This is a genomic window from Bradyrhizobium sediminis (assembly GCF_018736105.1).
Classification (GTDB): domain Bacteria; phylum Pseudomonadota; class Alphaproteobacteria; order Rhizobiales; family Xanthobacteraceae; genus Bradyrhizobium.
Genome location: NZ_CP076135.1, coordinates 1,380,255 through 1,403,744 on the forward strand (window position 1 = coordinate 1,380,255; position 23,490 = coordinate 1,403,744).

The 23,490-nt window shown below is 62.9% G+C and carries 23 protein-coding genes; 14 read left to right on the forward strand and 9 right to left on the reverse strand.

Annotation, left to right across the window (positions count from 1 at the left end):
- Positions 1 to 180 precede the first annotated feature (180 nt).
- Entirely contained in the window at positions 181 to 954 is a 774-nt protein-coding gene (locus tag KMZ68_RS06610) for a ferredoxin--NADP reductase (protein WP_215615030.1), read from the reverse strand.
- Positions 955 to 1,098: 144 nt separating this feature from the next.
- On the opposite strand from KMZ68_RS06610, the gene KMZ68_RS06615 reads away from it, so the two are divergent.
- The 5 genes from KMZ68_RS06615 (at position 1,099) to KMZ68_RS06635 (ending at position 5,764) form a co-directional block, all read left to right on the forward strand.
- Positions 1,099 to 1,479 carry a DUF971 domain-containing protein gene (locus KMZ68_RS06615; RefSeq protein ID WP_249779546.1) on the forward strand — a complete coding sequence of 127 codons (381 nt, stop codon included), beginning with the start codon at positions 1,099 to 1,101 and terminating at the stop codon, positions 1,477 to 1,479.
- 122 nt (positions 1,480 to 1,601) lie between these two features.
- Positions 1,602 to 2,387: a Crp/Fnr family transcriptional regulator gene (locus tag KMZ68_RS06620; protein WP_215615031.1), complete on the forward strand. Its 786-nt coding sequence runs from the start codon at positions 1,602 to 1,604 to the stop codon at positions 2,385 to 2,387.
- Between the two features lie 181 nt (positions 2,388 to 2,568).
- Positions 2,569 to 3,987, forward strand: a complete 1,419-nt coding sequence (locus tag KMZ68_RS06625; protein WP_215615032.1) for an ABC transporter substrate-binding protein — start codon at positions 2,569 to 2,571, stop codon at positions 3,985 to 3,987.
- A 65-nt stretch (positions 3,988 to 4,052) separates the two neighbouring features.
- Positions 4,053 to 4,892: an ABC transporter permease gene (locus KMZ68_RS06630; protein ID WP_215616225.1), complete on the forward strand. Its 840-nt coding sequence runs from the start codon at positions 4,053 to 4,055 to the stop codon at positions 4,890 to 4,892.
- Positions 4,877 to 5,764 (forward strand): ABC transporter ATP-binding protein, encoded by an 888-nt coding sequence (locus KMZ68_RS06635; RefSeq protein ID WP_371741420.1) that lies wholly within the window; start codon positions 4,877 to 4,879, stop codon positions 5,762 to 5,764. Before KMZ68_RS06630 ends, KMZ68_RS06635 begins: the two co-directional genes overlap by 16 nt.
- A gap of 13 nt (positions 5,765 to 5,777) precedes the next feature.
- On the opposite strand, the gene KMZ68_RS06640 is transcribed toward KMZ68_RS06635, so the two are convergent.
- Positions 5,778 to 7,133, reverse strand: coding sequence for a malonyl-CoA decarboxylase (locus KMZ68_RS06640; protein ID WP_215615034.1), 1,356 nt, complete (start codon positions 7,131 to 7,133; stop codon positions 5,778 to 5,780).
- Positions 7,134 to 7,394: 261 nt separating this feature from the next.
- Here KMZ68_RS06640 and greA point away from each other — a divergent pair, with 261 nt between their 5' ends.
- On the forward strand, positions 7,395 to 7,877 hold the full coding sequence (gene greA, locus KMZ68_RS06645) for a transcription elongation factor GreA (protein WP_215615035.1): 483 nt from the start codon (positions 7,395 to 7,397) through the stop codon (positions 7,875 to 7,877).
- A gap of 158 nt (positions 7,878 to 8,035) precedes the next feature.
- Here the strand turns inward: greA and KMZ68_RS06650 are convergent, their stop codons facing one another.
- The gene (locus KMZ68_RS06650; protein WP_249779547.1) at positions 8,036 to 8,836 is read right to left on the reverse strand and encodes an AraC family transcriptional regulator; all 801 of its coding nucleotides are present in this window, start codon (positions 8,834 to 8,836) and stop codon (positions 8,036 to 8,038) included.
- A gap of 61 nt (positions 8,837 to 8,897) precedes the next feature.
- Here KMZ68_RS06650 and KMZ68_RS06655 point away from each other — a divergent pair, with 61 nt between their 5' ends.
- The gene (locus KMZ68_RS06655; protein WP_215615037.1) at positions 8,898 to 10,076 is read left to right on the forward strand and encodes an MFS transporter; all 1,179 of its coding nucleotides are present in this window, start codon (positions 8,898 to 8,900) and stop codon (positions 10,074 to 10,076) included.
- On the opposite strand, the gene KMZ68_RS06660 is transcribed toward KMZ68_RS06655, so the two are convergent.
- The 4 genes from KMZ68_RS06660 to KMZ68_RS06675 are packed head-to-tail and all read right to left on the reverse strand — an operon-like array spanning position 10,048 to position 13,524.
- The gene (locus tag KMZ68_RS06660; protein WP_371737154.1) at positions 10,048 to 10,416 is read right to left on the reverse strand and encodes a VanZ family protein; all 369 of its coding nucleotides are present in this window, start codon (positions 10,414 to 10,416) and stop codon (positions 10,048 to 10,050) included. The two genes, KMZ68_RS06655 and KMZ68_RS06660, sit on opposite strands and share 29 nt — an antisense overlap.
- 24 nt (positions 10,417 to 10,440) lie before the next feature.
- Positions 10,441 to 11,424 (reverse strand): glycoside hydrolase family 26 protein, encoded by a 984-nt coding sequence (locus KMZ68_RS06665; RefSeq protein ID WP_215615038.1) that lies wholly within the window; start codon positions 11,422 to 11,424, stop codon positions 10,441 to 10,443.
- Positions 11,411 to 13,309: an acyltransferase family protein gene (locus KMZ68_RS06670; RefSeq protein WP_215615039.1), complete on the reverse strand. Its 1,899-nt coding sequence runs from the start codon at positions 13,307 to 13,309 to the stop codon at positions 11,411 to 11,413. The genes KMZ68_RS06665 and KMZ68_RS06670 overlap by 14 nt, the downstream gene beginning before the upstream one ends.
- The gene (locus KMZ68_RS06675; protein WP_215615040.1) at positions 13,309 to 13,524 is read right to left on the reverse strand and encodes a hypothetical protein; all 216 of its coding nucleotides are present in this window, start codon (positions 13,522 to 13,524) and stop codon (positions 13,309 to 13,311) included. Before KMZ68_RS06675 ends, KMZ68_RS06670 begins: the two co-directional genes overlap by 1 nt.
- A gap of 279 nt (positions 13,525 to 13,803) precedes the next feature.
- Here KMZ68_RS06675 and KMZ68_RS06680 point away from each other — a divergent pair, with 279 nt between their 5' ends.
- From KMZ68_RS06680 to KMZ68_RS06690, 3 genes are all read left to right on the forward strand, one after another.
- Positions 13,804 to 15,120, forward strand: a complete 1,317-nt coding sequence (locus tag KMZ68_RS06680; protein WP_215615041.1) for an O-antigen ligase family protein — start codon at positions 13,804 to 13,806, stop codon at positions 15,118 to 15,120.
- A 171-nt stretch (positions 15,121 to 15,291) separates the two neighbouring features.
- Positions 15,292 to 16,083 carry a substrate-binding domain-containing protein gene (locus tag KMZ68_RS06685; protein WP_215615042.1) on the forward strand — a complete coding sequence of 264 codons (792 nt, stop codon included), beginning with the start codon at positions 15,292 to 15,294 and terminating at the stop codon, positions 16,081 to 16,083.
- Between the two features lie 10 nt (positions 16,084 to 16,093).
- Entirely contained in the window at positions 16,094 to 18,571 is a 2,478-nt protein-coding gene (locus KMZ68_RS06690; protein WP_215615043.1) for a putative bifunctional diguanylate cyclase/phosphodiesterase, read from the forward strand.
- A 93-nt stretch (positions 18,572 to 18,664) separates the two neighbouring features.
- On the opposite strand, the gene KMZ68_RS06695 is transcribed toward KMZ68_RS06690, so the two are convergent.
- Positions 18,665 to 19,888, reverse strand: a complete 1,224-nt coding sequence (locus KMZ68_RS06695) for a polyhydroxyalkanoate depolymerase (RefSeq protein ID WP_215615044.1) — start codon at positions 19,886 to 19,888, stop codon at positions 18,665 to 18,667.
- Between the two features lie 186 nt (positions 19,889 to 20,074).
- On the opposite strand from KMZ68_RS06695, the gene KMZ68_RS06700 reads away from it, so the two are divergent.
- Both KMZ68_RS06700 and KMZ68_RS06705 read left to right on the forward strand, forming a co-directional pair.
- Positions 20,075 to 20,728 (forward strand): glutathione S-transferase family protein, encoded by a 654-nt coding sequence (locus tag KMZ68_RS06700; protein WP_215615045.1) that lies wholly within the window; start codon positions 20,075 to 20,077, stop codon positions 20,726 to 20,728.
- Between the two features lie 323 nt (positions 20,729 to 21,051).
- On the forward strand, positions 21,052 to 21,486 hold the full coding sequence (locus KMZ68_RS06705) for a cupin domain-containing protein (RefSeq protein ID WP_215615046.1): 435 nt from the start codon (positions 21,052 to 21,054) through the stop codon (positions 21,484 to 21,486).
- A 224-nt stretch (positions 21,487 to 21,710) separates the two neighbouring features.
- Here KMZ68_RS06705 and KMZ68_RS06710 read toward each other — a convergent pair whose 3' ends face one another.
- The gene (locus KMZ68_RS06710) at positions 21,711 to 21,935 is read right to left on the reverse strand and encodes a hypothetical protein (protein ID WP_215615047.1); all 225 of its coding nucleotides are present in this window, start codon (positions 21,933 to 21,935) and stop codon (positions 21,711 to 21,713) included.
- 247 nt (positions 21,936 to 22,182) lie between these two features.
- On the opposite strand from KMZ68_RS06710, the gene KMZ68_RS06715 reads away from it, so the two are divergent.
- Both KMZ68_RS06715 and KMZ68_RS06720 read left to right on the forward strand, forming a co-directional pair.
- Entirely contained in the window at positions 22,183 to 22,485 is a 303-nt protein-coding gene (locus KMZ68_RS06715) for a hypothetical protein (protein WP_249779617.1), read from the forward strand.
- Between the two features lie 142 nt (positions 22,486 to 22,627).
- Positions 22,628 to 23,461 (forward strand): AraC family transcriptional regulator, encoded by an 834-nt coding sequence (locus tag KMZ68_RS06720; RefSeq protein ID WP_215615048.1) that lies wholly within the window; start codon positions 22,628 to 22,630, stop codon positions 23,459 to 23,461.
- Positions 23,462 to 23,490: the final 29 nt, after the last annotated feature.

Consider the following 23,490-nt stretch of genomic DNA (forward strand, 5'->3'; position numbering starts at 1 on the left):
CCGTTCCATGGAGTTTGAAACGGGTCTTTTTGCCAGAATAGGCGGGCGAGCCGTCGGCGATAGCAATTAGTTGTCAGCGCGATGAAAGGTTGCGAGATTCTGATTTCCGACGTGGCGACAACGCAAAGCGGCACTCGGCCTCCGTTGCCGGAAGCGGCGCGGCGGGTCAGGGGCGCCGGCCTAGCGTTCGACGAAAGCCTTTTCGATCACGAAATGGCCGGGCTCGGCGTGGTTGCCTTCCGAAAGACCTTGCTGCTCGAAGCTGCGCCGCAGGTCTTCCAGCATGCCGGGGCTGCCGCACAGCATGATGCGGTCGGTCGCGATGTTCAGCGGCGGCAGGCCGATGTCGTGGAACAACTGCTCCGAAGCGATCAGGTCGGTGATGCGGCCGCGATTGCGGAACGGTTCGCGCGTCACCGTCGGATAATAGATGAATTGCCGGCGCATCAGCGGGCCGAAGAACTCGTCATTATCGAGACTAGCGACCAGTTGCTCGCCATAGGCCAGTTCGGAGACCTGCCGGCAGCCGTGGACCAGAACGATGGTCTCGAACCGGTCGTAGATATCCGGGTCCTTGATCAGGCTGGCGAAGGGCGCGAGGCCGGTTCCGGTTGACAGCAGCAGCAGCCGTTTGCCGGGAAGCAGGTTGTCGGTCACCAGCGTGCCGGTGGCCTTGCGGCCAACCAGGATGGTATCGCCTTCCTCGATCTTCTGCAGCCGCGAGGTGAGCGGACCGTCCGCGACCTTGATACTGAAGAACTCCAGAGCTTCCTCGTGATTGGCGCTCGCCATGCTGTAGGCGCGCAACAGCGGCCGGCCGTCGACCTCGAGCCCGATCATCGCAAACTGTCCGTTCTGGAACCGGAACCCGGAATTGCGGGTGGCGGTGAAGCTGAACAGGGTGTCGGTCCAGTGCCGGACGGAAAGAACTTTTTCTCGGTGGAAGGCGCTCATTGGGTTCGGTCCGATGTCGATGGTCGCGGTTCGCGTCACGCTGCGGTCGCGAAACCGGTTTCTGAAGCGACTGATCGGTGAGGGAACGAGATCGCGCAATCTCGGTGAAGCAATCGCGGTTGATTAATTTCGGAAATAGTTGGCGTGGTCTGGCAACAAATTGCTCTCGCCCCGGCGGCATTGCTGGTCGAATGCCGGCATGGAGAATTGGCCATGTCCGCCTTGCTTGCTTCGCCCGCATCGGCCCCTGCGCACGTCGCCGTCAGCGACAATCTCGATTTTCTGGAACTGACGACGGCGCAGGGGGAAGAGATCCGGCTACAGGCCGGGAGCCTTCGCGCCGCCTGCAAATGTGCTCACTGCGTCAGGGCGCGGATCGACGGCAGGTTCCCGGACCGGTTCGACGGCATCGCCATCACGCAAGTTTCTCCGATCGGCGATTACGCGATCAACATTGCATTCTCGGACGGTCACGCGCGCGGAATCTATCCGTGGAGCTATTTGTCCGAGTTGCAGGCCGGTTAGTCCGCTTACCGTTACGAGCGCTATTTGAGGCTGCGTCTCCCGATGGAGGTACCGCCGGGGCTGCCAACTTGGCATAAGGCTTGCTGCGCTTTCAGAATTATAATTCCGATCTGGAGCGCAGAATGCAGATCTATGCGGCTACTAACGCGGCAATGGGACCTGCGGCAGGGCGCCCGCGGGCAGCGGCTTCGAAGGGTGGAGAGTCGCTGCTCCTGACCGAAAGTGCGCGGTCGCTCGGCGGCGCACCATCGCTGTTCGAGGCGCTGTCGCAGGGCGAACGCGCGACCGTCCTCAAACACGGCCGCCGCAAGGTGTTCTACCGTGGCCAGACCCTGTTCAATCAGGGCACCAAGCATGACGGCATCTATCTCATCGAGACCGGTCGGATAAGGGTTTTCTACACGGCTCCCTCCGGACGCGAAATTACGCTCGCCTACTGGCATCCCGGCAATTTCGTCGGCGGCCCGGAAGTGTTCGGCGCCGGCGTTCACCAATGGTCTGGCGTCGCCACCAGCAATTCAAGCGTCGTTCAGCTTCCCGGCAAGGAACTGCGGTCGCTCGTCGTGGAGGTGCCGAACCTCGCGATCGGGCTGATCGAAGGGCTGACCTTCAAGGGCAAGTGCTACTCGGCGCTGGCCCAGATGCTGGGGACGCGATCGATCACGGAGCGGCTGGCGCATCTGTTGCTGCACCTGACGGAACTTTACGGCGTCGACGATCCCGAAGGTATTCTGATTGGGGCGGCGTTCACCCATGCCGATCTCGCGCACATGGTGGGCGCCACGCGCCAATGGGTCACGATCAGCCTCAAGCGCCTGCAGGAAAAAGGCATCGTGGCGTCCCGGAAGTCGCAAATCATCGTTCGCCGGCCCGACCTGCTGCAGGGGATGAAAGGCCTGGGTGACTGAGCCGGTGCCCATTGCTTTGGCTTTGAGCGGATAAACTGCCCAAGGAGTAAGCACCCGGTCTTTCACGGCAACTAATCGACCGCCGGCACCAGACGACGTTTGCCGCATCGACCGGATCGACAAAGGATGGCGAAAAACAGGGAGCAATAACCCGAGGCGCATCAACCACCGAGAGGCTTTCATGGATTGCAAATTGGGATATCGCAGCTTTTCCGTCCTCGTCGCAGCAGCAGCATTCGCCCTTGCCAGTCCGGCAGGCGCGCAGACCAAAGTCACGATCGGCATCGGAACCCAGGATACCACCACGAATACGGCCACCGTCGGCACCATCATCCGCCAGCTCAATTTGATGGAGAAGTACCTCCCCAAGGACGGCAAATACGCCAACATCAAATTCGAGTTCGAGTGGCAGAACTTCACCTCCGGTCCGCCCGTCACCAATGGCATGATGGCGAACAAATTGCAGTTCGGCATGATGGGCGACTATCCCTTGGTGGTGAATGGCTTCACCTTCGAGAGCAATCCCGAGAGCAAGAGCCGGCTGATCGCGGTTGCGGCCTACAGCCTCGAAGGTTCCGGCAACGGCCTCGTCGTCCACAAGGACTCGCCCTATTACGAACTGTCCGACCTCAAGGGCAAACTGGTCAGCGTTCCCTTCGGTTCCGCCGCGCACGGCATGATGCTGAAGGCGATGCAGGACAGGAAGTGGCCGTCCGACTATTTCCAACTGATCAGCCAGAGCCCTGAAGTCGGCTCCACCAACCTGCAGGAAAAGAAGATCGACGCCCACGCCGATTTCGTTCCGTTCGCCGAACTGCTCCCGTTCCGCGGCTTCGCGCGCAAGATCTTCGACGGTGTCGAAACCAACCTGCCGACCTGGCATGGCGTCGTGGTTCGTACCGATTTCGCCGAAAAATATCCGGAAGTGGTGGTCGGCTACATCAAAGCGATCATCGCCGCCAACGCCTGGGTGCGCGCCGATCCGAAACTCGCCGCCGAAAAGATCCAGGAGTGGACCGGCATCAACAAGGAAGTGGTCTACATCTTCCTCGGTCCCGGCGGCAATATGACCACCGACCCCACCATCAAGCCGGCACTGATCGAGGCCGCGGCCACCGACGTCAAGGTGCTGCAGAATCTCGGCCGCATGAAGGAGTTCGATCCGAAGAAGTGGGTCGACGACAGCTATGTCCGCAAGGCCTATGCCGAACTGAAGCTGGACTATGACGCCGAGCTCAAGAGCACCCGGAACTACGAAGTCGCCGGCGAGGACAAGTTCTGCAAGAAGCCGATCGGCGATCCGCGCAAGGCCGGCGAGGTCTGGGTCGACGGCGAGGGCATTGCGCCCTACAGCAGCGCCGCCTGCACGCTCGGCGCCTATGCCGACATCAAGGCCAAGGGCAAGAAGATCAACGTCGCCTACGTCTTCGATACCTCGCGCGGCATCAAGCTGTTCGCCGACCAGGCCTACTACGCCGCCGGCAAGAGCGAAATCGCGCCGTTCCTGCTGAAGAAGGACGCCGAAGCCTATGCGGCGAAGATCGGCGGCAAGGTGCTGAGTTTCGACGATGCGCTGAAGACCGCAGTCAGCGGAGGTTAGACGTGGAAAGCTTGGCCATCAGGCGCGACCTGCAGGAACCTGCCGTGCCGCCGCCAACCCGGGAGATGCCGGCGGGGGAAACAACGCCCGTCGGCAGGCCGACGCTGACGACCTACGTGAAACGATGGCTGCAGCTCAACCGTCGCGGCCTGCGGGCCGCGGCGATCGGCGCGATCTCGCTGGCGCTGTTCCTGCTCGCCTGGCATCTGCTGACGACCTACAAGGTGGTTTTCTTCGTCCGCTTCACCAACGTGCCGTCGCCGGCGGCGGTCTATGAGAGCCTGGCCCGCGCCAGCCACGACTCGAAATTCTTCTTGCATGTGATGCTGAGCTGCCGCCGCATTCTGCTCGGCTTCTCGCTCGCCGCCGTCGTCGCAGTCCCGCTCGGGCTGGTGATGGGACGCTTCAGGCTCGCCCACGAGATCGTGTTTCCGGTCACCGAAATCCTGCGTCCGATCCCCGCCATTGCATGGGTGCCGATGGCGATCATGCTGTGGCCGACCAACGAGCAGAGCATCGTCTACATCACCTTCCTCGGATCCTTCTTTCCGATCCTGGTCAACACGCTGCACGGCATGTCGCTGGTCGATCCGGTCCTGGTGCGGGCGGCGCAGTGCCTTGGCGCCCGCGAGCTGTCGATTTTCCGCGAGGTCTACTTCCCGGGATCGCTGCCGCACATCTTCACCGGCCTTACCGTCGGAATGGGCGTGGCCTGGGTCTCGCTGATCGCAGCCGAGATGATCTCCGGCCAGTACGGCATCGGCTATTTCACCTGGGAAGCCTACTCGCTGGTGCAGTACGCCGACATCGCGCTCGGGATGATCTGCATCGGCGTACTCGGCCTCGGATCGAGCGCGCTGATCCGCGGACTGGGCCGCCTCGTCATGCCATGGAGCCGATCATGAGCCAGACCGTCGCGAGCCAGCCTCCCAGGGGCCGCATCGACGTCAGAAACTTCGCCTTGAGCTATCCGACCCTGGATGGCCCGGTGGAGGCGGTCAGCGACGCCACGATCCACGTCAACCCAGGCGAGTTCGTCTCGATCGTCGGGCCGTCCGGCTGCGGCAAATCCACTTTGCTCAACGCGGTCGCGGGCTTTCTCAAGCCGACCGGGGGCGACGTCACGGTCGACGATGAAGTGGTGGACGGTCCCGGCGCCGATCGCGGAATGGTGTTCCAGCAATATTCGCTGTTCCCGTGGAAGACGGTCAAGGGCAACGTCGAATTCGGCCTCAAGATGAAGCATCTCGATAAGTCGAGCCGGGACCGCGCCGCGCGCACGCTGCTCGGCCTCGCCGGGCTCACCGCTTTCGAGAACAAGTATCCGGACAGCCTGTCGGGAGGCATGAAGCAGCGCGTCGGCATCGTTCGTGCGCTCGCCACCGGGCCGAAGGTCCTGCTGCTCGACGAGCCGTTCGGCGCGCTTGATGCCCAGACCCGGATCATCATGCAGCAAATTCTCACCAACATGTGGCAGCGCCTGAAGATATCGGTGCTGTTCGTCACCCACGATATCGACGAGGCGATCTTCCTGTCGGACCGGGTCTATTGCATGACGGCACGCCCGGGGACGATCAAGGCCGAGATCGCCATTCCGCTCGAGCGTCCCCGGCATCAGTCGATGATGATGTCGTCGGAATTCCTGGCGCTGCGCCGCGGCCTGATGTCGTTGATCCGCGAGGAGAGCATCAAGGCGATGGGCGGTGAGGTCAGCGATCTCGCGCTGGATGGCCTGAGCATCGACCTGCACGGCCAGACGCTCGCCGACCTGGTCTGACCGCCCGACCCGGCTACGACAGCCGCATGTCCAGCAGCCGCCGGCCTTCGGTCTTCAGCAATTTCTTCACCGCGCTGGAAGCGGCGACCTCGCCCTGGTTGGCGTAGGCCTCGTGGTTCTTTTCGATATCCTCGAGGCGATAGAGATAGTTGACCATGATCCCGGCGGACTCGCGCATACCCTTCGGCGAGAGATCGCCGAGCCAGTCGATCCGCTCCAGCCGCGCGCCGTTGCCGAGATGGAATCGCGCCACCGAATCGATCAGCCGGCCCTTCGGCGTGCGCGCCTTCAGGAAGTAGTAGGCCGCGAGCGGCTCCAGCACCGCGCGCAGTTTTGACGCCAGTTCCGCATCCTCGAACCAGTCGGGCCTGTCGAGATTTTCCAGCAGCGCCCGCTCCTCGTCGGTGACCGGAACGTCGTTTCCCTGCTTCAGCCACGTGACAAGACCCGGCACCGGCGACAGCGTCACGAAGTTCTCCAACTTCGGCAGTTCGCGCCGCAATTCCTCGACCACCTGCTTGATCAGGAAGCTGCCGAACGAGATGCCGCCGAGCCCGCGCTGGGTGTTGGAGATCGAATAGAACACCGCGGTGCGGGCGCGCTCGACCGGCACCAGGGTGCGGTCTTCGGCGAGCAGCGGCGCGATCGCGGCGGGAATCGCTTCGGTCAGCGCCACCTCGACGAAGATCAGGGGCTCGTCGACCAAGGCGGGATGGAAGAAGGCGTAGCAGCGCCGGTCGACGGGATCGATGCGGCGGCGCAGATCGTCCCAGTCGCGGATCTCATGCACCGCCTCGTAGCGGATGATCTGTTCCAGAATGTTCGCTGGCGTCTGCCAATCGATTCTGCGCAGCACGAGAAATCCCCTGTTGAACCAAGAAGACAAAAGATGCACGGCGTCGCGGTCGACCGCGGCGAGATCCTCGTGCCCATTCATGAGGCGGAGCAGATCGGCGCGCAGCGCCACCAGTTCGCTGGTGCCACCGGGCGCGCGGTTCAGCCGCCGGATCAGTTCCTGCCGCCGCGGCTCCGACGCAAAGTGCAGGTCGCTGGCGTCCTCGTCGGAGGGTTGGCTGCGCCAAGCCTCGATTGCCTGCGCAAGCCGTTCCCGGTCCGGGCCGTAATCGCGGGCCAGGGTTTCGAAGAACGCAAGCCGGCCGGCCTCGTCGAGATTGCGATAGCGGTCGAGAACCTCGCGCGCCATCGCGGTGCCGGAAGCTTCGCCGCGGCCCGACAGCAGCGCCTCGCACAGTTGGATCAACTCGCTGACGTCCTGTTTCGCGTCCGTCGACCCCGCGCGCCGCAGCAGGGTGCGGCCGCGCTCGGAAATCGAGGCGAGGAGGTCGGTAAAGAAGGCGTTGCTGCTCATGCCGGGCGGTCGAATCCTGATCAGGTGGAATGCTACATGAGAATTAGGGCAGAGTGTGTCACAATCAAGCGGGCAGGGATGAGCAAAAAGGCGTCATGTGCGTGCCCGCCGGGTTGTCTCGCGTGTTTCCGAAGGGGGTAGCGGTCCCAAACCAAAATATCGAAAACAACCCCATGCAAAGTAAGCGGTAGCGCCGGCAGAGGCCAAACGTGATATCTTCAATGGCAGTTCCTGGCGTATTGACTTAAAGGGAGTCCGAGCTTGAGCGTTGCCTTCACCAAGGAAGACAGTGCCGAAACGGCATCGGAAACGCTGTTGCCCGACCGGCCCGTTTCACCGCATCCGAACCTCGTTACGGAAGCCGGATTGAAGGCTCTGGAATTTCAACTCCACGAGGCCCGTGAGGCCTATGAGACCGCGCAGAAGATCGAAGACGTCAACGAAAGGCGGCGGCAAGCCGCGGTCCCGTTGCGCGATGCGCGCTACTTCGCGGCGAGAGTTCGGACGGCCCAGGTCATCGCCGACCCTGCGTCAACCGACATTGTCGCCTTTGGGAGCACGGTGGTTTTCAGGCGTGACGATGGGCGCATCCAGAAATATCGGATCGTGGGAGAGGACGAAGCCGACCCCAAGGCCGGGTCCATTTCCTTTGTATCTCCGGTGGCGAAGTCCCTGATGGGCAAGGCTGTCGGGGATGTCGTCGGCGCATCCGGTCAGGAGCTCGAGATCATTGCGATCTCGTAGCGCGCCCGCATCTGGTGCCGTCATTGCCGGGCTTGACCCGGTATTCCATCCACTTCGAAACGACTCTTGATGAAGAATGATGGATACGCGGGTCAAGCCTGCATATGACGATCTCATTTGGAGCGGCGTTGGTCATCCCTCACCTCATTGGTCATCCCTCACCTCATCTCCGCAAACTCCGTCGGCGTCTTGCCGGTCACCTGCCGGAACGCGTGCGAAAAGGCCGGCACGCTGGCGTAGCCGAGATCGGATGCGAGTTGCTTGACCGAGACGTTGGCGTCGACGGAAAGTTTTTCGATCGCAGCCGCGATGCGCGCGCGCTGGCACCAGCTTTTGAAGCTCAACTGCGTCTCCGACGAGAACAGCCGCGACAGCGTCCGCGCCGAGGTTCCGACCTCGCGCGCCAGCGTCTCGATCTCGTGGCTGCCCGTGGGGTCGGCGAGCACGATGTCGGCGGCGCGGCGGCAGCGCGGTTCGTGCGGCAGGGGAATGAAGGTGGCGGAATTCTCGGCCTGATGCAGTTCGAGCATGGCGAGCTTGACCAGCAGTCCGGTACGACCAGGATCGTCGCGGCCGTCGAACAGCGCCAGGATCGCCTGGTGCAGCAAGGGCGAGACCCGCACCACGAATTCGGCATCGAGACTCGCGCTGCGGACTTCCCGATCGAGCCAGGCGAGGTCGAAATACAGCGTCCGCATGTCCGTATCCGCCAGCATGTCGATGGCGTGTTCAAGCCGCGCCGGCACCCACACGGCGCGGTCCGGCGGCACCAGCCAGCGTCCCTTCGGCGTGGTGACCTGCATGGTGCCGCGGGCTGCGTACACCAGTTGCGCCTCGCGGTGCATATGGGTGTCGAGCCGGACGCCCTTCCTGTAGTGGTTCGCAATCATGTGGACGCCGTCGCCGGTCGAGATACGGCGCCCCTTGATCCCTGCAATTGGCTTTTCGGCGATATTCATTGGCCGCATCCCGTCAGCTCAACAACGTATAACCTATTTCAGGAAACAGCGGGATTCGCCAATGAACAGCCCGAGCCGGGTGATCGGCTTTGTCAACGCCGCCCACTTCATCGACCATTATTCGATGCTGATCTTTGCCGCCGCTGTCATCGTGATGGGGCCGGCGCTCGGCATGGCCTATTCGGAGCTGTTGCCTCACGCGACGCCGGGCTTCGTCGCCTTCGGCGCCGGCTCGCTGTTGACCGGCTGGCTCGGCGACCGCTGGAGCCGCCGCCACATGATGGTGATCTTCTTTGCCGGGATCGGCCTGTCGATGATCGCGGTCGGCCTGGTGCAGAGCCCGCTGCAGCTCGGCGCGGCGCTGTTGTCGATCGGCCTGTTCGCGTCGATCTACCATCCGGTCGGCACCGCCATGATCGTGTCCTATGCCGACCGGCTCGGCCGCGAGATGGGGCTGAACGGCGTCTGGGGCAATCTCGGCGTGGCGTCGTCGGCGCTGGTTACCGGCGTGATCGGCCAGTATCTCGGCTGGCGCTGGGCTTTTGTCATTCCCGGCATCGTCACGATCCTGATCGGCGTCGCGTTTGCGCGGATGGTGGTCCACGAGGACCGCTCCGGCTTCAAGCAGGCGGCGGCACAGGCGCGGGTGGCGAAGAAGGACATGTGGCGGGTGATCCTGGCGCTGTTCATCGTGGTGATCGCGATATCCACCACCTTCAACGCGGTGACGGTGGCGCTGCCGAAGCTGTTCGCGGAACGGCTCGTCGACATGACCAGGAGCCCGGCGCTGCTCGGGGTGATCGCGGCCTGCGTCTATGTGTTCGGCGCGATGACGCAATATACCATCGGCAGGCTGATCGACCGCTACTCGCTGAAGGCCATCTCCCTGCCGCTGTCCCTGCTGCTGGCGCCATTCCTGTATCTGGCGGCGACGCTGTCGAACCTGCCGCTGATCCTGGCTTCGATCGGCATCGTGATGGGCGCGTTCGGACAGGTGACCGTCAACGACGCCATGGTCGGCAAATACACCAGTGAGGAATGGCGCAGCAGAGCCTATTCGGTGCGCTATTTCCTCGGCTTCACCGCGGCCGGCGCTTCGGTCGGCCTGGTGGCGTGGCTTTACGAGCAGGGCGGTTTCGTCACCATGCTGCAGGCCTTCGGCGGGCTGTGTTTGCTGGTGATCGCCGCCGCCATCATCCTGCCGACGGAGATCAAGGTGCCGGCGACCAGCGCGAATTGATGGCGCCTGCCGCGAAGGCGATCACGTAGCCGACGGCAGCGCCGATCGCGGCGCCCAGCGATTTGAGCTCCACATCGCGCAGGCTCGGATGACGGCCGGCGGCGATGAACTGCAGCGGCTCGAATAGCGCCGCCGCCAGCGACAGCGCCAGCACGATCAGCCAGAGTTTCCTGGGATAGGCTGCGGCAAACAGCGCGCCCACGCTAGCCATCGCGCAGAAGCGCTCGATGTTTGGCGACAACCCCGTGGTGGGGCGGAAACCGATCGGTACGATCGTGACCAGGAGAACGATCGCAATCGAGAGCCAGGCCGCGCCCCTGATAACCCGCCGCATATTCATCACGCTGCAGTCCTTCACATCGGCTCAATGCCTGAAAAGCTTTCGGAAAAGCTTTTGCGACTTGGGAAACCGGTTGTTGTCGATCTGGGTCGGCCATAATCCGTCGACGTCGAAATAGGCCGCATAGGCGATGCTGTTCTGGTTCTTCCGGAACCAGTCATGCATCTGCTGGATGAAGAAGGGGTTGTCGCCGAACTGGCCGACGCCCCATTCCGGGTAACTCATGCGCTTGCCGTGTCGGGCGGCAAAGTCGCGCTGCCATTGCAGGCCGAACGGCGCTTTCAGATAATAAGTGTCCCAGCGTTCCTGCGGCGATCCCTCATACTTGAAATCGTAGACATCGAGACCGATGTAATCGACCACGTCGTCGCCGGGATAAGCGAGGTCGGCCGCGAGTTCCTGCGGGCCCCATCCCGGGCACCAGTCGTATTTGAAGCCGTCCGAATGCCGCCTGAAAATTCCGACAACGCGCCGGAAGGCGGCGATGTAGTCGGCCTCTTGGCCCTTGGCGAACCAAGGGGAGTCGACGAGATTCATCTCCCAGCCGAGCCGGATGATCGCCTTCGGCTGGGCCTCGGCAATCGCTCTTGCCGCGGCCTCGAACTCGGCGTCGCGCAGGCCGTTGGCGATCTCCGCGAGCGGCGTTCCCTTCACCGTCAGCGGAACCGACCAGACCACGTTTCGCGCCGGGTTGAGCTTGTTCCACATCCCCGGCACCCAGCTCAATTTGAAGAAATCCTCCCAGGTCGATTGGGCGTAGAAATCGACGCCGAGCACCGACGACGGCGTCTGGTTCAGCCATTTTTCCCAGGCCTGAAGCATGCGTTCGCGGCCATCGGGCCCCCAGTTGACGAAGGCGCCGGCAAATTTGGCGGAGTCCGAACCGATGCGCGATATGCTCTTGACTTCGCCATGGGCCGGAGGGATGCCGCCGAGCGCCAAAACCGCCACAACGATCGCCGGGCCGAGAAGCGCCCACGCCGTGCGCGCGCGCTCAGTTCGAAACATCGTCGGCCCTCGCCAGTTTGCCGATAAAGGCGGTTGAGAGCCTTCGCCCCACGACCACCGAACCCTTCGCCGTGAGGTGGCCCGCGTCGAACTGCAGGGGAATGTCGGCTTCGGCGAATTCATCGCAGACGCCGTTGCGGCACACGGAATCATAGACCGAAACGTAAGCCGCGCCCTCGGCCGCGACGACCCGCCGCATCGCCCGGTCGCGCTCCAGAACCCCGGCCTTGCGCATGGTCCCGGCGACCGCCGGATTGTTTTGCAGGATTTCATCAGCAAGCAGCCGCGGCAGCGCGCTGTCATATTCGACGATCGGCCCGAGTACGGTGACGTCGAACCCCCTCGATTTCAGTATCCTGAGCGTGGCCGACAGGATCGGCAGATCCTCGTCCTTCCATGACGCGGCGAGCAGAATCTTGTCGACCTTGTTGTTGACGAGGAAGTTGCCAAAGACAAAGTCCATCAGCCTCCGGCAAAATGGCGTGTCATGCCGCGAGCCGGGCTGTACGGCCGGCCGGCACAGGCTGGCAGTGGCCTGCAATACGTTGACTTCCGGCATCGATGAAGACAGACCGAACCAGAGATGGGCGGCGTGGCTGTCGCCGACCAGAAGGTAATTCGGCCGCTTGGCGTCCAGCTTCAAGCAGGCCGGCGTATCGAGCTGTTGGCGGCTCGAGGCCAGATAGCATTGCCCGGACCGGAACGCGGCCGAGGGATCGTAGGCGAGATAGGAGGCGATCGACACCACACGCTCGGGAAAGCGGAACGGCGCGCCGCCGACGAACAGCACGAGGCCACACATTGCCAGCGCCGAAGCCATCGCGGCGGAGGACATGGCGAAGACCGTCGCCTTGGAGGTTTCGCGAGCCTTCGAGCGGAACGGCGTCTCGACGAATTTCCACGACAGGAAGGCGATGCCGGTCGAGGCCGCGATCAGCGCAAGCTTGGTGACGATGCCGGATGAGTTGGCAAGCAGCAGCCCGTCGGTGCGTTGAAATACCATCAGCGGCCAATGCCACAGATACAGCGAGTAGGAGATCAGGCCGATGAAGGCGACCGGCCGCAGCGATAACAGCCGTCCAACCGTCGAAACGCCGCTTTCGCTGGAGGCAATCACCAGCGTGGCGCCGACGCTGGCGAGCGCCGTCATCAAGAGCAACGGAGCCGAGGGCGAACCAACGAGTATCGCGACGAGCAGAAGCAGGATCCCCATCGCGCCGCAGGCAGTTTTCCAGAATGCGGTCCTGGGCGCCGGAATGAATCCAATCGACAGCAGCGCACCGAGCGCCAGCTCCCAGGCCCGAAACGGCGTGAGATAGAACACGAAGGTGGTGTTGCGATAGCTGATCGCGAGCGCCGCCGCAAAGGAAAGTACTGCGGCCACGGCGAACAACAGCCCGGCCCGTTTCGGTGCGACGCGCCAGGCGAGCAGCATCGCCAAGGGAACGATGAGGTAGAACTGCTCTTCGACGCCGAGCGACCAGGTATGCAACAGCGGCTTGGTTTCGGCCGGAGCGTCGAAATAGCCGGCGGTGCCCGCGAAATAGACGTTGGAAATCGAGCCGGCCGCGCTGGCGAGGCTCCGGGCATAATCTTCGAGCTCGACCGGCAGGCAGTAGACATAGGCCAGAACGCTGGTGACCAGGAACATGACGAACAGCGCGGGCAGGATGCGCAGCGCCCGGCGCTTGTAGAAACTCCCGAGCGAGAACGTTTCCTTGCGGATGTCCGCATCGATCATGCCGCAGATCAGATAGCCGGAGATCACGAAGAAGATATCGACGCCGACGAAGCCGCCGGGAAAACCGGGAACGCCGGCGTGGTAGAGAACGACTGGAACGACGGCAAGCGCCCGCAGGCCGTCGATATCGGCGCGATATTTCATCATTCACGCCTCAAGGCGGCGAGCACGAGAGGAACCGGTTCCGTGGCGGAGGCGCGCAAGGCGTTAACGATCCGGCCGGAGCGGTCGCCGCAGACGGCCTTCGCCGTCGCAAAACCGGACACCCCGGACAGTCCGGCTGTGCCGAAAAGAGTTGGTGCCGCGGCCTTCACGCCATCAGCGCGAACAAACCGCGCGAAATATGTTCCGATCGTCATGCGTTCACACCTTCGCCGAGGGAGTCGGCGATGTGGGCTAGCCTTCTGCAATATCCGGTCCAGCCGCAATATCCGGTCCAGCCGCAATATCCGGTCCAGCGCGCCGCAGCGTTCGGCAAGTGTGGCCGCATGGTTAAAGCGAGTTCATTAACCGACACGGGAAGATTGCGGCGCCAATGCGCGCATGCTGCTCTATAATTTAGGTTTGGAGTATTGGCTTTAGCACGCCGCTCGGGACGAAGCGTTCCGGACGATCCACCACAGCCGACGAGTCTTGCCGTGAACAGGTTGTCTGCCCTCTGGATCGAGTCGCCGATTGGTCTTTATGTCGGCCGGATCGAGATCGCGCACATCCTGCGCTTCGCGCTGTTCATCGCCATCTTCCTGCTGCCCTGGATTTCCTTGCAGCCGTTCGCCAATCTCGGCGACGCCACGATCGGCGATGCCGCCGAGGGACGCGGCCTCACCTACGCGTCGTTCGGATTTCTCGCCGTGCTCTCGCTGGTGCTGGTGATGCGAAGGCACGCGGAAGCGCTTCGTTCGTTCGTATCGACGCCCTATATTCTGTTCGGCAGCTGGATCTGCATCAATCTCGTGATGTCCCGCGACCCCGGCGCCTCCACGCAACGATTTGTCCTCACCGCCTGCGTGTTCGTAGTCGCGGCAACGGTGCTGCTGCTGCCGGCGACCGCGCGCGAATTGAACCGGTGGCTCGGCGCCGCGGTGCTGTCGTTTCTGGCCGTCTGCTATCTCGGGGTCATGGTGGCACCCGGATTTTCCATTCACCAGGCCACCGACGTCGCGGAGTATCATCTGGCCGGCGACTGGCGCGGCGTCTTCGATCACAAGAACACGGCGTCCGCCGTGATGGCGATGCTGGTCTTCGTCGGGATCTACCTGATGCGATCGGGGGCCGTTCTGGTCGGGCCGCTCGTGACTGCTCTCGCGGTCGTCTTTCTGTTCTTCACCCGGGGCAAGAGTGCGACCGCGCTTGTCATATTGATCCTCGTGCTTGCCGAACTGGTGGCGGCGGCAAGGACGTTTCGGGTCCGGGCGGTGCTGTGCTATGCGCCGCTTATCGTTCTCAATCTCCTGAGCATCGGCACCGTCGTCAGCCCGACCCTGTCGGCCATCGGCAGATCGCTGCCGTTCGACACCAGCTTCACCGGACGTGACGAAGTCTGGAAGTTTGCCTTCGCGTCGATCGCCCAGCGCCCGATTTTCGGTTACGGCTATTTTGCGTTCTGGGGTAGCGACTTCGTACGCGACGCCGATCCCGGCGAGAGCATCCACGAATGGGTGGTGATCGCCTCGCACAGCCACAACGGCTATCTGGATTCCGCGCTGACGCTCGGGATTCCCGGACTGCTGTTCATGATGGCGATTCTGGTCGTTGCGCCGCTGAGGGATTATGATCTCGCCGAGGCGCGCGGGCAGGGGACGCCGCTTGGCAAGATGTTCCTGCGGATCTGGCTGTTCGGGATCTACCTCGCCTCACTTGAAAGCTTCTTCCTCGATCGTGCCGATCCGGTGTGGTTCACCTTCCTGGTGTCGGTGATCGGCCTGCATTACGTGTCGCGGTTTCGAACCGCCTGACAGGCGCCGTTCGACGGCCCCGCCTCGCCTGGGAAAGCGGTCGTGCCCTGAAGTCCGTATTTGTACGGGCGCGCGGGACACCCGGCGCCCGAGTTTAAAGACCATTTACGCTGTTTGGTAACCCGGTCTTTTGCTGATCCCTGTCAGAGTCGTCGCTGAATAGGGGGGGCTATGAGCCAGGTCGCGGGCAATTTTCCTAAAGTGAAATTCATTCAACTCGTTCTCGCAGCGATCGTCGCCGGCGCGGCGGGCATTGGCACGGCCCATTCCGGCGATGTGGTTCTGCAGGGGTCGACGACCTTTGCGAGCGGAATAGCGCAACCCTTCGCGAGTTCGGTCGAAGCTCAAACCGGCCACCACCTCGAGATCATCCCGAACAAATCGAGTCTCGGGCTGCTCGCCCTGCTGGCGCAGAACGCGGAGCTGGCGATGATTTCAACCACCCTTGACCGGGAGGTGGAGATCCTGCGCCGGTCCGATGCAAGTCTTCCGTTCCAGAGATTGAAGGCGTTCGAGATCGCCCGGACCCGCGCCGCACTGGTCATTCATCCGGACAATCCGGTTCGCGCGGCGCGTCTTCAGGACATTGGAAAAATACTGACCGGCGAGATCTCCAACTGGAAGCAACTGGGCGGGCCGGATCTGCCGATCCGCGTCGTGGCGGTTCGCGAAGGCGGCGGCGTGCTGGCCTCCGTCGAAGCAAGGCTGCTCGGCGCGGCGCATATTTCGGCTCCCGATGCGATCCGGGTTCAGGTCGGTACACAGATCGTCAAGGTGGTGGCGCAGGAGCCCGGAGCCATCGGCATCACCCAGCTGGCCATCGTCAAGTCGAGTTCCGCGGTGGAGTTGGTGACGGACGAGCCGATCGAGCAGATCCTGAGCCTGGTCAGCCTCGACGATCCATCGCCTGCCGCCAGCGCGGTCATCGAAGCGTTTCGACGCGTCGCCCGCCAAGGCAGTTGAGGAGCGCGCCATGCTGTCCCGGCTTTGGAGGTCGATCCGCTACGGCATCGCCGCCAAGTTCTATCTTCTTACCGCCATCGCGCTTGCGGCGCTGATGGTGCTGGCCGCCGCGTCCACCCACTTCGCCAGCCAGACCAGAACCGCCGCCGAGCGGCTCTACGGCGAAGGGGTTGTGGGGATCCAGACCGTCACCGAGCTCGAGGTCTTGTTCGAGCAGCATCGCGCACTGATAACGGCCGCGCCGGCGCTGCTCGACCGAAGCCGCATTCGAGCCAGCCGGCTGGCGGTGGCGGCGCTCAATGCGCGGATCGAGGAGAGCGTCCGGACGCAATTGTCGCGGAGCGATGCAACCAGGGAAATACTGCTGCAGCAGATCGCCGCCCATGTTCCCACATTGAGTCAGGCTGGCGATCGGGTCTTGATGCTCGCCCACAATTTCGCTCAGGAGCAGGCGCTCGCGGTCAGCGAGGGCGAGTATGCGCAGGCGGCCAACGTCATCCAGGGCGCCATGGAGGGACGGTATCAGGAGCAAATCCGCCAGGTCGATCGCGAGGTCCACCGGCTTTCGGAGGCCTCCAGCGGGCTGATGCTGTGGGTGGTTGCATCCGCTTTGGTCGCCTTCGTGCTGATCGGCCCGGTAACCTTGTGGGCCAAGCATCGCATCCTCAGCCGGCTCGGCAAGATCACCGCGGTCATGCACCGGCTATGCAACAACGAACTCGGCGTCGATGTGCCCTATACGAAAGCCCTCGACGAAATGGGCGACATTGCCAGGACCATCGACGTCTTCAAGCGCAACGCGATCGCGCTCGGCCTGACTCATCTGCAGCTGGATGCGGCCCTCAACAACATGGTGCAGGGCCTCTGCATGCTGGATGCGCAGCATCGGCTGGTGCTGTGCAATGACCGCTTCCTGGAAATATTCAGGCTGTCTCGCCAGGACGTCACGCCCGGCGTCGGCCTGTCCGGACTGATACAATCCATTGCCTCCGCCAATGGCTTCCCGGAGGGCTCGGCGGTGCAATTCCACAAAGCCTACATCGGGCGCGCTTTCGTCGACGGATCGGACTCCTATCAGCAGGAGTATCCCGATGGCCGGGTCATTGCGGTTTCGAGGCGCGAATTGCCCGGCGGAGGCTGGGTCGATACGCACGAGGATATTACCGAGCGGAGGCGGGCCGAAAAGCAGATCGCCTACCTCGCGGAATACGACACTCTCACCGACCTGCCGAACCGGAACCTGTTCCAGCGCAAGCTGACCGAAGCGCTTGAAGTCACAGCTACCGATCAACTCGCAATCTTCGGCCTGGACCTCGACGGCTTCAAGACCGTCAACGACATGTTCGGCCATTCGATCGGGGATGAGCTGCTGAGGCAAGTCGCCAGGCGACTGCAGCACTGTGTCGGCGAACAGGGAATGGTGGCCCGGCTGGGCGGCGACGAATTTGCAATCCTGCAAGGCGGGCAGCCGCAGCCTCATGGCGCGGCTGCGCTGGCGCTGGCCGTGACCGAAGCCCTGAACGCGCCGTATGACCTCGCTGGAAATCAGGCGGTGCTGGGAGCGAGCATCGGAATTGCGATTTTCCCGGGCGACGCCTCCTTGTCGGAGGACCTGCTGAAATGCGCCGACATGGCCCTGTACAGCGCCAAAGCCGACGGGCGGGGGATCTGCCGTTTCTTCGAGCCGGAAATGAACGCCAGGGCCAAGGCACGGCGCCAGCTCGAGGTCGATTTGCGGGCGGCCATCGCCGGCAAGCAGTTCGAGATGTTCTATCAGCCGGTGGTTTCGGTCGGCAGCAACGAGGTGATCGCGTTCGAGGCGCTCATCCGCTGGCGCCATCCCGATCGCGGGATGGTATCGCCGGCCGAGTTCATTCCCGTGGCAGAGGAAACCGGCCTGATCATTCCGCTCGGTGAATGGATATTGCGGCAGGTTTGCACCGATGCGCTGGGCTGGCCCCGGAATATCCGGGTCGCGGTCAATCTCTCGCCGGTTCAGTTCAGGAGTCCCAACCTCGTTCAAACCGTGTTCACGGCCCTGGCCGTCAGCCATCTCGAGCCCGGCAGACTCGAGCTGGAAATCACCGAAACGACCCTGCTTCAGGACAGCGAGGTCATTCTCGAAAGACTGCATCAGCTCAAGAGCTACGGCGTTCAGATTTCGATGGACGATTTCGGCACGGGTTATTCGAGCCTGAGCTATCTCAGAAGTTTCCCCTTCGACAAGATCAAGATCGACCAGAGCTTCGTTCGCGGGCTCGGCAAACTGCAGGATTCGCTGGCGATCATCCGCGCGGTGATCAGTCTGGGAAGAAATCTCGGAATGACCACCAACGCCGAAGGTGTGGAGACCGCCGATCAGCTCCGCATCCTCAAGGAGGAGCTTTGCGACGAGGTGCAGGGATTCCTGTTCAGTCCGGCCGTCCCCCTGACGGAAACGCACCGGCTATTGGGGGTGCATCAATCGCCGGTCGGCATCGTCGCGTAGATTTTATCGTTGCCGTCGAAGCGACGAAGTATGACCGGACTGCTCCGTCGCTTTCGCTCGTCGCGATGACGCCTGAACGAGGTTACCGTCAGTTCACGAATTGACGTGCACGAAATCCCGCAGCAGCGGATAGATCTCGTTGTTCCAGCGCTTGCCCGAGAACACGCCGTAATGGCCGACGCCGGCCTGCATGTGATGCACCTTGCGATAGGCGCGCACGCCGGTGCAGAGGTCCTGCGCCGCCAAGGTCTGGCCGATCGAGCAGATGTCGTCCTTCTCGCCCTCGACGGTCATCAGCCCCATGCGCTTGATCGAGGCGGGGTTCACCGGGCGGCCGCGATGCATCAGCTTGCCTTGCGGCAGCAGATGTTCCTGAAACACATCGCGCACCGTTTCGATGTAAAATTCGGCCGGCAGGTCCATGACGGCGAAATATTCGTCGTAGAAGGTCTTGATGACCTCGGCCTTCTCCTTCTCGCCCTTGGCCAGATGCTGCGCCAGATCGATGTGCGACTTGATGTGGCGCTCGAGGTTCATCGACACGAAGGCGGTGAGCTGCACGAAGCCGGGATAGACCTGCCGGAACGCGCCCTTGCATTGAATGGGGACGTAATTGATCAGGTTCTCCTCGAACCATTTGATCGGCTTGCTCTTGGCGAATTCGTTGACCTTGGTCGGCTGGATGCGGGTGTCGATCGGGCCGGCCATCAGCGTCAGCGTCGCCGGGCGGGCAGGGTGATTGTCCTCCGACATGATCGCAGCGGCCGCGAGCGCCGACACCGAGGGCTGGCAGATCGCCACCATGTGCGAGCGCGGACCTAGCTGCTCCATGAACGCGATCAGATGCTCGGTGTAATCCTCCAGGCCGAACCGGCCATGGTCGAGCGGAATGTCGCGGGGGTTATGCCAGTCGGTGATGTAGACGTCGTGATCCTGCAACAGCGTTTTCACGGTGCCGCGCAACAGCGTCGCGAAGTGGCCGGACATCGGCGCCACCAGCAGCAGGCGCGGCTGCTCCGGCGAATTTTCCTTCTTGAAATGCAGCAGCGATCCGAACGGCGTCGCGTACACGACTTCCTCGGTCACCTCGAGTTCCTGATTGCCCATCATCACCCTGTCGATGCCGTAAGGCGGGCGGCTATAGGTGAGGGTGGTGCGCGAGATCAGTTCCAGCGCCGCGGCGAGCCGCCCGAACAGTCTGTCGGAGACGCCTTGCGGCGCGAGGTTGAGATATTTCAGCGCATGGGCCGCCCCCGTCCGCCATGGCGCCGTCAGGTCCATGTGGTTCTGGTAGGCTTGATACATCATCGACTTCATCCGGATCCGTCCCTGCCCACGGTGTCATGCAATATCGGAGCCAAGGCCGGGGCAGACAGCCCTGCAAACTGGCACGTCGCTTGCTGCGCAAAATGCACGGAGCATGGACAATGGGCACTTTGCGGAGGGGCGCTTTGGCAGAGCGGTGTCCGCATGGCCTTTGGCAGGCGTTGAGGGAAAAGCCATATGGCGAAGGCGACACTGACCATCAGCAGCAAGAACTATTCGTCCTGGTCGCTGCGCGGCTGGCTGCTGACGAAGTTTTCCGGGTTGGAGTTCGACGAAATCATCACCGCGCCGGACGATGCGTCGGCGCGGGCGGAAATCCTGCTGCTGTCGTCTTCGATCCTGGTGCCGTGCCTGCGGCATGAGGGCGCCACCGTGTGGGATACGCTGGCGATCGCCGAGTATCTCAACGAGGTCAGGCCGGATGCCGGCCTGTTGCCGGATGACCGCATTTTACGGGCGCATTGCCGGTCGATCTGCGGTGAAATCCATTCGGGCTTCACCACGTTGCGCGCCTCGCTGCCGGTCAACCTGAAGGGCCATTTTCCGGGGTTCAAGATCTGGTCGCGCGCGCAGGCCGATATCGACCGGGTCTGCACGATCTGGCGCGGGTGCCTCGCCGAATCGGGCGGGCCGTTCCTGTTCGGCGAACGCACCATGGCGGATGCGATGTATGCGCCGGTCGTGACCCGCTTCATGACCTATGACGTGAAGCTGGAGCCGCGGCTGAAGGCCTATGCCGACCTGATCATGGCGACGCCGGAGATGCAGGAGTGGATCGAGGCCGCCAGGGCCGAGCCCGCCGACATCGAGGAGCTCGAGGTCGAATATTAGGCAGCGCCCGGGCCGCGTTGCCTGTTTGAAGGGCTGGGGCCGGAGGCAGGCTTTGCTCAACTTGATGCCACGCCGGGCGTCGCGCGGTCGCGGCCGCCGAACCGGCGGTGCCGGGCGAGAAAATCGCTCAACTCCAATTCCGCACCTGGTCCAACGGCTTCAGCGCGCTGGCGGCCGCAGCCATCGAACTTTTCGCGGTGCAGCGCGGCTGGCGCGATTTTCGCATGGCTTCCTGAAGCTGTGAACGCAACGATGCGGCGCTGCCGAAAATCTGGACGCCTCGCCTGGTTGCGATCTCACGAACCAGAACCGTGGAGGCTTCGATGAATCAGCACGCCGTCGTCAGCAAGTTTTCTCACGTCAAACCAGACGATACCGAATTCACGGGAGGGGGCCTGCGCGACTTCTTCCTGTACCGCGATCTCGGCATTGCGGCCGCCACCGGCGGACAGGTGATCTGCCATCTGGTCAAGGCCAATCCCGACATGCCGCCGGAAGACGGCACCGGCTGGCACCGCCACGATTGCGATTTCCAGATCGTCATCATGACCAAGGGCTGGGCGCGCTTCATGTATGAGGACAAGCCGACGCTGGTGCAGGCCGGCGACGTCGTGCATCAGCGGCCGGGGATCGTGCACTACCTCTACGATTACTCGCCGGACATGGAGTATCTCGAAATCGTCAGCCCGGCGGACTTCAAGACCGTCGACATGCCGCCGGCCACCGACAAGGTGCCGCCGGTGACACCCTGGAAGTGACTGATATGTCTTCCCCGGAGGAATTAACCTTTGTCGTCGGCCGCTGGCTGCGGCCGATCGTGGCTGTTCTGCATGTGGTGCGCTGGATCATGCCGGCGCCGATATCTAGCCGTGAACAGGGGAGTACGGAGCCCAACCACTGATTCGGGCGCGATTCGTTCCGCCCGCGTTCCGAATCTTAAGATGCCGCCTGTTCCCGTCGCATTCTGGCACAAAGACGGGCCTTAAGGCCGGGTGCGAGCGCCGGAAGCCGGCAGGCGCCAGCCGACCACCGTCGCCTCGACGGTGCCGCCGGATTCGTTATTCTTCCATTCGCCACCGATGAAGCGGCAGGCGAACGGCAGTTGGTACGTGCCGCTGTGATCCTCGCAAAGTACCTGAACCGGCTGATCCGGCGGCGGTTCACCGTTGCCATTGAATTCGGCCAGCCGTCGTTCGCGCGTCGCCATTTCGTATCTCTCCTTCAGCGCGGCGCGAGGTGCCGCGGTTTGGGTTCCCGCGCCCTGAGCGCCGTTCCCTGATCCAGGCTTTTAACGCCGCAAACCTCAACGCGCGAATGAGGTTTCAGTATGATAGCGTCGGCGCCTTGCGCCGCCTCGCAACAAATTGACCGCGACGGGCGTCTTTTGAATGGGGATTTTGATGATCGGCCGCATCGTTCTCGTCGCGTCGGTGATTTTGGCGTCCGGTCTCGTGATGCGCGGGAACGCGCAAGCCCAGGACGTTCCCGGCATCGAAATCTGCACCGTCGAAAAGACCATGGAGCGGCGCACCAGCTGCCTGCAGAGCAACGTCGATTTCCTGATGAAGACGATCACGAAACTCGGCGCCGATCATCGGCAGAAGCTCGACGCCGCCAGCCGCCAGATCGAGGCGCTGAAAAGCGCGGTCGCCGCCTTGCAGAAGACCGTCGACGATCTGCAGGCGGCGCAGCAGAAGGCGGCCGAGGATTCGAAGAAGAAGGCCGACGCGCCGGCGGGCAAGGAGGGCGCGAAGTAATTTCGGCGCACCTGATGTTTCCGCAATGCGGAACAAGCCGGTCCTCCCGTTTCGCGGGGCAAGCGACCGAGAGCAAGGACTGTCAAATGCAGCGCCTGCAAATCGATCATGATGCGGGCGCTTCGAATGAGGGCCGTACTTCATGAATCCCGCCCAGAAGGCGCTGTGGTTTATCGAAAGCCATCTTGCCGGCGAGCTCACGCTCGACGGGATCGCCGCGATCGGCGGCATCTCGCGCTTCCATATGGTCCGCGCGTTTGGCGCCGCGACGGGGCTGTCGGTCATGCGCTATGTGCGCGCGCGACGGCTCACGGAGGCGGCGCGGGCGCTCGCAGATGGCGCGCCCGATATCCTCAACCTGGCGCTGGAGGCGGACTACGGCTCTCACGAAGCATTCACCCGCGCGTTCCGCGACCATTTCGGGGTCACGCCCGAAACGGTCCGCGGCTCGACGTGCCTTGACCGCCTCACGCTGCAGGAGCCGATCGTCATGGATTCGACCGTCATCGACAACCTTCAAGCGCCGCGCTTCGAAACCGGCAAGCCGTTCCTCGTCGCCGGCATCGGCGAGCGCTACTCTTGCGAAAGCGGCGCCGCGATTCCCGGCCAGTGGCAGCGCTTTCACCAGTCCGTCGACCGCATTCCCGGCCGGATCGGCAAGGTGGCCTACGGCGTCTGCTGCAACGCCGACGACGCCGGCAATTTCGACTACATCGCCGGCGTCGAGGTCTCCGACTTTTCCGACCTGCCGCACGAATTCGCAAGGCTCCGCATCCCCGAACAAAGATATGCGGTGTTTTCCCACCGTGAGCATATCTCGACCATTCGCCGCACCGTCAACACGATCTGGAATCAGTGGCTGCCGTCGTCCGGCCTGAAGGCCGCCGATGCGCCCAACTTCGAGCGCTATGACGAAAACTTCGATCCGCTGACCGGCAATGGCGGGCTGGAGATATGGATACCAATCAGGGAATAGGCTCCGCGCCGCTCAGCCGAAAGAGCGAC